The following is a 9,334-nucleotide window of genomic DNA, read 5'->3' on the forward strand; positions in this document are numbered from 1 at the left end:
CCGCCTCGGCGATGGAGACCGCGATGGTAGCCTTGTGAACATCCAGTCCGATATAAGCGGCATGGACGTAGCTGGCTGCGTTGAGTCGCTCAGCGGCGGTACGTACCACAACGACCTGTTGAGTTGCGTTAGACTGTTTCATGACCTGCCTCCCTCAATAGTGGCTCTGTGTTGTTGCCCAACTTCAACGTAACCCACGACGTTGAGGAGGGGCAGGTCAATCCATCATGTCTACAAGACGGCGTGGCACCGTGGGTGGAGAGAATCGTTGTTGGAGCGCTCGGTTCGGCGTCCCGAGTTTCCATCGCGATTGGCGCCGTCAGGCGCCCGGCGGAGGCTGAAACGCCGGTGATGGCCGCGGGCGTTGGTAACACCGACTGGAGGCTTGCGCCTCCAGTCGTGATCTGAAGATTCCTCCTACAAATAGCTGGCGCTATGGACACTCTGCCTGGCTCGTGGCTTCCGGTTTGTTCAGCAATCCCAGTGTGCCGACGCCGGGCAGCTTGATGCCCAGGGCGCGGGGGTCGATGCCGACCACCAGTCCTCCCAGGTGAATTTCCAACCCCTCATCCAGGCCAATGGTGCCGCCCAGGTACCCGCCCAGCGACACCTGCATGCCGGTGCCGCTCGGGCTGCGTGCCACGAGCTGGCTTCCCAGGTAATCCTTGCCCATGGCGGTGGAGGGCAGGGCGGCATCGAGCGCCGGCACCTCGCGAATCAGCCAGGCCACGAAGGTATTGCTGTTGGGGCCGGGCCAGGCACGATAGCGGTCCATGTAGGGGTACGTCGGCAGGACTTCCTGGATCTGTTCGATGGCGAGTTCGGCAGCGGCCCCGCAGAGCGTGGCATGGACACTGGGCACACTGCCGAACCAGGCTCGGTCTGGCGTGCCCGGTCTTGATGAAAGGGTGGGTCGCCCCCAGCCGGTGACCTGATGGATCGTGTACTGCGTAGCCCCCTCAGGCTTGGTCGCGACCCAGGTATGCACGGCGAAGATACCTCGCCAATTGAAGGCCCGCGCGGAGTAGATCTGCACCACGGCCGTTGGTGTGTTCTCCAGGTCGGGCGCCAGCCCGGCACTGGTACGATCGGCACTTCGCCAGTCGCCGCGAGCGTCGATATCGCCGAGCCACCACAGGAAAAGGGGGCCCCCGCCGAAGAGCGCCACCACGACGAGGAGAGTCAGCACTATTTTCATGGGCTAGTGCGGCGAGAATCGCCGTGTCAAGCCTGTCTCGGCGATCATGCGGGTGGAAATCTCCTCGATGGAGAAGCGCGTGGTGTCGATGAAGGGAATATGCAACTGGCGGTAGAGCGCCTCGGCCTGTTCGACTTCCTGGGCGCACTGGTCCAGTGAGCTGTAGCGACTGTTGGGCCGGCGCTCGTGACGTATCGCCGTCAGCCGTCGTGGATCGATGGTCAGTCCGAAGAGCTTGTGCCGATGAGCCGCCAGCACCTTGGGCAACTTGAGCGTGCCGTTCTCGTCGAGGTCGTCCTCGGTGAGCGGATAGTTGGCGGCGCGGATGCCGAATTGCAATGCCAGGTAGAGCGAAGTGGGGGTCTTGCCGCAGCGGGAGACCCCAACCAGGATCACATCCGCCTCATCGTACTGGTGGGTGCGGGCGCCGTCGTCATTGTCCAGGGCAAAATGGACAGAGTGAATTCGGTCCATGTAGACCTCATCCTTGCCGATGGAGTGGGTGCGCCCGACGCTGTAGCTGGAGTGCGTGCCCAGCTCCTGCTCCAGCGGCTTGAGGAAGGTGGAGAAGATATCGACCTTGAATCCGGTGGCGCCGCGTATCACATCGCGTATGCCTTCATCGACGATGGTGTCGATGATGATCGGCTGCTCGCCGTCACGTACCGCCGTGGCTTCGATGATCTCGACCAGGGTGCGTGCCTTTTCGACGGTGTCGATGTAGGGCTTGGTGAGCATGCGCAGCTCGACATTCTCGAACTGTGCCAGAAGGCTGCGACCGAGGCTTTCGGCGGTGATGCCGGTGCCGTCGGAAATGAAGAAGGCGGTACGTGGCATGGCAGGGTCGATTTCCATTGATAGGGACGTTTCCATTGTCGGGGCTGCTGGCGCCCCGGGCAAGGCGTGGTTTATTCGCTGCACTGTCCACAAGCCACTACAAAAATGCAGGAAAAGGGGCAACTGTTGTAAAAATCCTCCAGTGACTTCGATGTTAGACCAATGGCGAATATGGAAACATCCGGTTAAGGTGTCGACCATTGCATCATTTGCCTGTGACAAGGCTTCGAAGATCAAGGGGGTCTCGTGGAAGATTACATCCTGTGGTTCGACCAGCTAGGCATGGACGACGTGGAACGGGTCGGCGGCAAGAACGCCTCCCTGGGTGAGATGATCTCAAACCTGTCGGGAGCCGGCGTCACAGTCCCCGGCGGTTTCGCCACCACCGCCCACGCCTATCGCGAGTTCCTGGCCCACGAGGGGCTCAACGAGCGCATCAACCAGGCCCTCAACCGGCTCGACGTCGACGACGTCACCGAGCTGTCGCGTGTCGGAGCCGAGATCCGCCAGTGGGTGATCGACACGCCACTGCCTCCTACCTTCGAGCAGCACCTGCGCACCGCCTACGACAAGCTGGCTACTCAGCATCCCAATCTCAAGGCGGCCGTTCGCAGCTCGGCCACTGCGGAGGACCTGCCCGATGCCTCCTTCGCCGGCCAGCAGGAGACTTTCCTCAATATCGAAGGCTTCGACAACATCAAGCGAGCCGTGCACGAGGTCTTTGCTTCCCTGTTCAACGATCGCGCCATCTCCTACCGGGTGCACCGTGGCTATGCCCACGAGAATGTGGCGCTGTCGGCGGGCGTCCAGAAGATGGTGCGCTCGGAAACCGGCGCCAGCGGCGTGATGTTCACCCTGGACACCGAGTCCGGCTATCGCGACGCGGTTTTCGTCACGGCCTCCTGGGGCCTGGGCGAAACCGTGGTGCAGGGCTCGGTCAACCCGGATGAGTTCTACGTACACAAGCCGACCCTGGCCGCCGGTCGCCCGGCCGTGCTGCGTCGCAACCTGGGCTCCAAGCTGATCAAGATGGTCTATGGCGACGATGCCAGTGCCGGCAAGTCGGTCTCCACCGTGGATGTTCCCCTCAAGGATCGCGCCCGTTTCTGCATCAACGACGAGCAGGTCATGGCCCTGGCGCGCCAGGCGATGACCATCGAGGCGCACTACGCCCGGCCCATGGACATCGAGTGGGCGCTTGACGGTGACGACGGTGAGCTCTATATCGTCCAGGCGCGCCCCGAGACCGTGGTCTCCCAGCTGGAGGGCGGCAAGCTGGAGCGCTTCCACCTCAAGGAGAAGGGCCGCACCCTGGTCACCGGACGGGCCATCGGCCAGCGCATCGGGCGCGGTGCGGTGAAGGTCGTCTTCTCGCCGGACGATATGGACAAGGTCAAGGCTGGGGATGTCCTGGTCACCGACATGACCGATCCCGACTGGGAGCCGATCATGAAGCGCGCCTCGGCGATCGTCACCAACCGCGGCGGCCGCACCTGCCATGCGGCGATCATCGCCCGTGAGCTGGGTATCCCGGCCGTGGTGGGCTGTGGCGATGCCACCGACACCCTCCAGGATGGGCGTGACGTCACGGTCTCCTGTGCCGAAGGCGATACCGGCCACGTCTACGAAGGGTTGCTCGATTACGATCGTCGCGTCTCCACCGTCGACGCCATGCCCGAGATCCCGTTCAAGATCATGATGAACGTGGGTAACCCCGATCGTGCCTTCGGCTTCGCCGGGCTGCCCCATGCCGGCGTCGGCCTGGCGCGGCTGGAGTTCATCATCAACCGCATGATCGGCGTTCACCCCAAGGCGCTGCTCGAGTACGACACCCTGCCGCTGGAGCTGCAGCAGACCATTGACATGCGCACCGCCGGCTATGCCGACCCGGTGACCTTCTACGTGGACAAGCTGGTCGAGGGCATCTCGACCCTGGCAGCCGCTTTCCACCCGGAACGCGTCATCGTGCGGCTATCGGACTTCAAGTCCAACGAATACGAGAACCTGATCGGCGGCAAGCTCTACGAGCCCGGGGAAGAGAACCCCATGCTGGGCTTCCGCGGCGCCTCCCGCTACATCTCCGACGCCTTCCGTCCCTGCTTCGAGCTGGAGTGCAAGGCGCTGAAGCGGGTGCGCGACGAGATGGGCCTCGACAACGTCGAGATCATGGTGCCCTTCGTGCGCACCACCGACGAGGCGCGGGAAGTGGTAGAACTGCTGGCCGCAAACGGCCTGAAGCGGGGCGACAACGGCCTGAAGGTCATCATGATGTGCGAGCTGCCGGCCAATGCGCTGCTGGCCGACGAGTTCCTCGAGCACTTCGATGGCTTCTCCATCGGTTCCAACGACCTGACTCAGTTGACCCTGGGCCTGGACCGCGACTCCGGCATCGTCGCTCATCTCTTCGATGAGCGGAACCCGGCGGTGCTCAAGCTGCTTTCCATGGCAATCCAGGCCTGCAAGGCACAGGGAAAGTATGTCGGCATCTGCGGCCAGGGCCCTTCCGATCATCCGGATCTGGCCAAGTGGTTGATGGAGCAGGGCATCGACTCTGTATCCTTGAACCCGGATGCGGTACTGGAAACCTGGTTCATGCTGGCGGGAGAAACCATCGCGTAGAAGCCATCGCGTAGAAACCAACGCGTGGAAACCATCGCATAGTCGCGACAACACCGAGTCACCCAAGAGCCCGTTTGATTGTCGTCAAACGGGCCTTTTTTCGCCTATGCTGTATACCTCTTACACGGAGTTACCGAGGGCCCTCAAATGGTTCATCAGACAGTTTCTTTGCGCCGCAGCTGGTTGGGCATCGTTGTATCCGCAACCATGCTCGGTTTGCCGCTTGTCGCCCTTGCTGACGTTACGTTCGAGTACTCGGCCCCCGCCATCGATCCGGAACAGGCGTCCGGCTACAGCGAGAACGCCTGGCTCGGGCGACCGAGCGCTTCGCGGTGGCAGCGGCGAATCCGCTCGCCACCGATGCCGGCTACCAGGTACTCCGGGCCGGCGGTTCGGCGGTGGATGCCGCCATTGCCGTGCAGATGGTGCTGACGCTGGTGGAGCCCCAGTCCAGCGGCATCGGTGGCGGTGCATTCCTGATGCACTTCGACGGCAGCGACGTCACGGCCTTCGATGGTCGCGAAACGGCGCCTCGGGCCGCCAGTGAATCGCTGTTCCTCAATGGGGATGGCGAACCGCTCGAGTTCATGGATGCCGCGGCAAGCGGACTTTCGGTTGGCGTGCCGGGTACCGTGCGCATGCTGGAGAAGGCTCACGGTGAGTATGGCAAGCTGCCCTGGCAGAGCTGTTCGCCCCCGCCATCACCCTCGCCGAAGAGGGATTCCCCGTCAGCCATCGGCTACACACCAGCCTGGCCGGGGAGGAGCGGCTACGCGACGACTCACGGGGCGGCGCCTTCTACTATAACGAAGCCGGGGAGCCCCTCGAGGAGGGGCATCTGCTCAAGAACCCTGCGCTGGGCGCCATCCTGCGCAAGATTGCCGAAAATGGCAGCAAGGCGATGCATACCGGCAACATTGCCGAGGACCTGGTCCATCGGGTCCAGGGCCACCGGGATCGTCCGGGCGCCATCAGCCTCGAGGATATGGCGACCTATGTCGCCAAGCAGCGCGACCCCATCTGCACCGACTGGCAGGCCTATCGTGTCTGCGGCTTTCCGCCACCGTCGTCGGGCCACCTGACCATCATGCAGATCCTGGGAACCATGGAGCATCTGCCGGCACTGGAGGCGCCCCTGGAAGAGGACCAGCCGAGCGTCGAATGGACGCATCGCTTCCTGGAAGCCTCGCGCCTCGCCTTTGCCGACCGTGGCAAGTACATCGCCGATCCGGACTTCGTCGATCCCCCGGGAGGGCGCTGGACCACCATGCTCGAGCCCGACTATCTCGCCCTGCGTGCCGAGCTCATCGAGGAGCAGAGCATGGGGCCGAATGGCGCCCGGCCGGGCAACCCCGGCGACATCGAAACTGCCTGGGCGGTACAGCCAAGCCAGCCGGAATACGGCACCAGCCACATCAGCATCATCGACGAGGCGGGCAATGGCCTGGCCATGACCACCACCATCGAGTCAGCCTTCGGCTCGCGCATGCTGGCCGATGGCGGTACCGGCCTGCCGGGCGGCTACCTGCTCAACAATGAGCTGACGGACTTCTCCTTCCGGCCCCTGGATGCCGATGGCACCCCCATCGCCAACCGGGTGGAGGCCGGCAAGCGGCCGCGTTCGAGCATGAGCCCGACCCTGGTCTTCGATCGGGAAAGCGATGAGCTGATTGCGAGCCTCGGCTCGCCGGGAGGAGCGGCGATCATCCACTATACGGCCAAGGCGCTGGTGGCCATGCTTGACTGGGGGCTGAACGCCCAGGAGGCACTCGACCTGCCCCATGCCATCACCCTCGGCGGGCCGGCTTTCCTGGAGGAGGGCCGCTTCGATGCATCGGTGCTGGAAGCCTGAACGAGCGTGGTCATGAGGCCAGCGAGCGTGAACTGACAAGCGGGCTCCAGGCGATCATGAAAACCGAGGAGGGCTTCTTCGGCGGAGCGATCCCCGGCGTGAAGGCATCGTCATGGGAGACTGAGGCATGGGTGACTGACAATCACCTCCGCAACCAGTTGCGCAGCTTGACCAGCAGCAGGGCGCCATCGCTGAGTTCACGACGGTCCCGCATCAGCTCGGTAAGGCGGTCCGGGTAATCCGTGATGATGGCGTCCACGCCCAGGTCGATCAGTTGCGACATGCGAGCCCGGTCGTTGACCGTCCAGGCATGGACCTCGTAGCCCAGCTCACGGGCCAGGCGAATCTCGTTCTCGGTGATGCGATTATGCCGCAGGCCCAGTGCATCGAAGCCACGCCGCTCCAGAGTGCCCGGCATGACCAGTTGGGCCAGGAGAGTGACGCGAAGCTCGGGCTCCCGCTCCTTCACCATCTGGACGACGCCCGGTGACATCACCGCGACGCGGGTTTCGCTGATCACATCGGGATTTCCGCAGCGGGTCGTTGACTGTGCCGGCGAGAGCATTTCCAGGCACTGTTCCCTTGCCGTCGCTTCTCGCTGGATCGATTCCAGCACCGCCTCAACCAGTGCGAGCTCAGCGCCAGGATCGGGCTTCATATCGATCATCAGGGCGCTGCGCCCCCTCACCGTCTCCAGCGTCTCATCCAGGGTGGGAATGCGTTCGCCGATGAAGGCGTCGCCGAACCAGCTGCCCACATCGAAGGCCTGCAGCTCCTCCAGCGTCAGGTCGCGGACATTGCGGGGGTCTCCGGTGAGCCGCTGCAGGCTGCGATCATGGTAGACCACGACCTCACCATCGGCGGTCAATCTCACGTCGATCTCGACGTAGTCTGCCCGGTCCACAATCGCCCGCTCGACAGCCGCCAGGGTATTCTCCGGCGCGGCCATGGAGCTGCCGCGGTGGGCGATATTGGTCACGTCATCACGCAGCTCGAAACTATTGACGATCCACCAGGCCTGGGCCAGGGCGAAGATCACCACCCCCAGCTCAACGCCCCAGGCCAGGCGGCCAGGATGGGCGTCTGGCGGCGGTGGAGCGGGGCGGGGCTCCCGGTGGGCCAGCCGCAGATAGAGGCAGGCCGACAGCAGCGCGTTGGCAGCGATACCGACGAAGGTAATGGCCAGCGTTACCAGCACATAGCCGGTCAAGTAGCCCAGCATGGCCGGAATCAGCACCGCATTGCGTTCCGGCAGCCACCAGAGCATGGGCGTGAAGATACGATCGAAGATCCAGGAAGCGATGAAGGGCAGGGCAATGATCACCAGCAGCAGGCCCAGCACGACGAGCGCCACGCGTCCCTTGCTGCCACGGGTCAGCTCGCGACTGCGTTTCAAGGCGGCCAGTGGGGATGTCTGTTCCAGGGTGACGATGGGCAGCGCCAGGATCCAGCGGAAGTAGAGCGACGCCGCCACGAAGGCCCAGCCCGCGACCAGGGGCGTGGCGGCGGCCAGGTATTGCCAGTACGCAGGGGGGCGGACCCGGAGCACGTAATACGGGTCGAGTCCGCCGATGATCAGATCATAGAGCCAGCCGAGCAGCAGCAACACCGGCAGCATCAGCAGCAGGTGGGCCCCCACCTGAAACACCACCAGCCCGATCAGCGCCGGCGCCCGATGCAGGGTCTGCCACAGGGCGATGAAAGCGAGCTGGTAATGGTTGTTGCGGCGTCGAACCGCCACCAGGATCATCCCCGCCTGCTGCAGGAAGAGCACCACGAACACGATGCCGATCGCCGCCAGCGCCCAGAGGATGCCGGACGGCGTCAGCAGCAGGTCCAGCAGCTCCGCGTTGGTGATGACCGGTTGGCTGATGCGGCCAAGCAGGCTGGTCAAGGCCCATGCAGCGGACGGCAGCAGCAGGCTCGAAGCGAGCAGGGTGAAGAATAGATGGTACGCCACCAACGGGCGCAAGTGCTCGCGCAGGCTGCGCATCACGTCCATTGCCAGCGAAGATGGTGTCAGCACGGTAGCGAGTTGTTGGGATTCATGATGTTAGAGTGGCATTGAAAAAGTGGATAAGGCAAGGGCGAGGGTGGTGATAACCGCCAACGCTGCCACCCCATCTTGTAGGAGACTCTTCAGATCACGACTGGAGGCCGAAGGCCTCCCGGCGGTGTTGCCGATGGTGGCGACCAACGCCAACGCCGTGGCCTCCGCCGGGCGCCTGCGGCGCCAGTCGTGCGATAAATCGTCCTCCTACAGCTGTTTTTTCCTGCCGTGGAGGCCGAAGGCCTCCCAGCGGTGTTGCAAAGCTTGGCAGCGCTACTATCTCACCCCTCCAGATTCAGGCGCTCTTCGGCGACCACGATGCCGTTGTTGTCGGCATACAGCCACTGGCCGGGCTTCAGGGTGACGCCGGCGAAGGTGACCGGCACATCTCGCTGTCCCTCGCCGCGCTTGTCGCTCTTGCGCGGGTGGGTGCCAAGCGCCTGAACGCCCAGGTCGGTTTCGGCGAGCACGTCGACATCGCGCACGCAGCCGTACATCACCACGCCGGCCCAGCCGTTGTCGACCGCCTGCTCGGCGATCATGTCGCCCAGCATGGCGCAGCGATGCGAACCGCCGGCGTCCACGACCAGCACCGCGCCATCGCCGGGTTCGGCAGCCGCCTCCTTGACCAGCGAATTATCCTCGAAGCACTTCACGGTACGCACCGGTCCGCAGAATGCCTCGCGGCCACCGAAGTTGACGAAGACGGGATCGAGTACCTGTACTTCGGGGTGGGCGTCGCAGATGTCGGGTGTAATGATGGCGCTCATGGACGGCT

5 protein-coding genes and 1 pseudogene are annotated in these 9,334 nt (G+C 63.8%); 2 read left to right on the forward strand and 4 right to left on the reverse strand.

Annotation, left to right across the window (positions count from 1 at the left end):
• Positions 1-433 precede the first annotated feature (433 nt).
• Positions 434-1,198 carry a DUF3750 domain-containing protein gene (locus Q427_RS21615; RefSeq protein ID WP_043517209.1) on the reverse strand — a complete coding sequence of 255 codons (765 nt, stop codon included), beginning with the start codon at positions 1,196-1,198 and terminating at the stop codon, positions 434-436.
• A 3-nt stretch (positions 1,199-1,201) separates the two neighbouring features.
• Positions 1,202-2,035 (reverse strand): posphoenolpyruvate synthetase regulatory kinase/phosphorylase PpsR, encoded by an 834-nt coding sequence (ppsR, locus tag Q427_RS21620; RefSeq protein WP_043517214.1) that lies wholly within the window; start codon positions 2,033-2,035, stop codon positions 1,202-1,204.
• 246 nt (positions 2,036-2,281) lie between these two features.
• Between ppsR and ppsA the strand changes: the two genes are divergently transcribed.
• On the forward strand, positions 2,282-4,654 hold the full coding sequence (gene ppsA, locus Q427_RS21625; RefSeq protein WP_043517211.1) for a phosphoenolpyruvate synthase: 2,373 nt from the start codon (positions 2,282-2,284) through the stop codon (positions 4,652-4,654).
• A gap of 422 nt (positions 4,655-5,076) precedes the next feature.
• Positions 5,077-6,506 (forward strand): annotated as a pseudogene (locus Q427_RS21630) (gamma-glutamyltransferase family protein).
• A 142-nt stretch (positions 6,507-6,648) separates the two neighbouring features.
• On the opposite strand, the gene Q427_RS21635 reads toward Q427_RS21630, so the two are convergent.
• Positions 6,649-8,508 (reverse strand): glycerophosphodiester phosphodiesterase family protein, encoded by a 1,860-nt coding sequence (locus Q427_RS21635; RefSeq protein ID WP_081786142.1) that lies wholly within the window; start codon positions 8,506-8,508, stop codon positions 6,649-6,651.
• A 329-nt stretch (positions 8,509-8,837) separates the two neighbouring features.
• Positions 8,838-9,326 carry a ribonuclease E activity regulator RraA gene (gene rraA / locus Q427_RS21640; RefSeq protein WP_043517213.1) on the reverse strand — a complete coding sequence of 163 codons (489 nt, stop codon included), beginning with the start codon at positions 9,324-9,326 and terminating at the stop codon, positions 8,838-8,840.
• Between the last annotated feature and the right edge of the window lie 8 nt (positions 9,327-9,334).

It is taken from the genome of Halomonas sp. BC04, assembly GCF_000568385.1.

What these genes read in the sequence shown, in the direction of transcription:
- Q427_RS21615 (WP_043517209.1), bottom strand. Translation starts at nt 1,198, where the DNA reads ATGAAAATAGTGCTGACTCTCCTCGTCGTGGTGGCGCTCTTCGGCGGG.
- ppsR (WP_043517214.1), bottom strand. Translation starts at nt 2,035, where the DNA reads ATGCCACGTACCGCCTTCTTCATTTCCGACGGCACCGGCATCACCGCC.
- Q427_RS21635 (WP_081786142.1), bottom strand. Translation starts at nt 8,508, where the DNA reads ATGGACGTGATGCGCAGCCTGCGCGAGCACTTGCGCCCGTTGGTGGCG.
- rraA (WP_043517213.1), bottom strand. Translation starts at nt 9,326, where the DNA reads ATGAGCGCCATCATTACACCCGACATCTGCGACGCCCACCCCGAAGTA.